Origin of the sequence: Cetobacterium sp. ZWU0022 (assembly GCF_000800875.1) — a bacterium.
GTDB lineage: Bacteria > Fusobacteriota > Fusobacteriia > Fusobacteriales > Fusobacteriaceae > Cetobacterium_A.
This window is the reverse complement of record NZ_JRJZ01000190.1, coordinates 1-234: the sequence shown is the minus strand read 5'-3', so window position 1 is coordinate 234 and position 234 is coordinate 1. Positions and strand designations below refer to the sequence as shown.

The 234-nt window shown below is 46.6% G+C and carries 1 tRNA gene; it reads left to right on the top strand.

The features are described from left to right. Positions 1–74 precede the first annotated feature (74 nt). Positions 75–150, top strand: a tRNA-Thr gene (locus tag L988_RS12745). Positions 151–234 lie beyond the last annotated feature (84 nt).

The window sequence follows — 234 nt, the reverse complement described above, 5'->3', positions numbered from 1 at the left end:
ATAGAGCAACGCCCTTCTAAGGCGTGGGTCAGGAGTTCGAATCTCTTCAGACACGCCATATATTTAAAACAGATGCCGCTTTAGCTCACCTGGTAGAGCAACTGACTTGTAATCAGTAGGTAATTGGTTCGACTCCGATAAGCGGCACCATTTGTTTAAAAAAAGCAGATCCATTTAATGGGGGTGTAGCTCAGTTGGTTAGAGCGCATGCCTGTCACGCATGAGGTTGCGAGT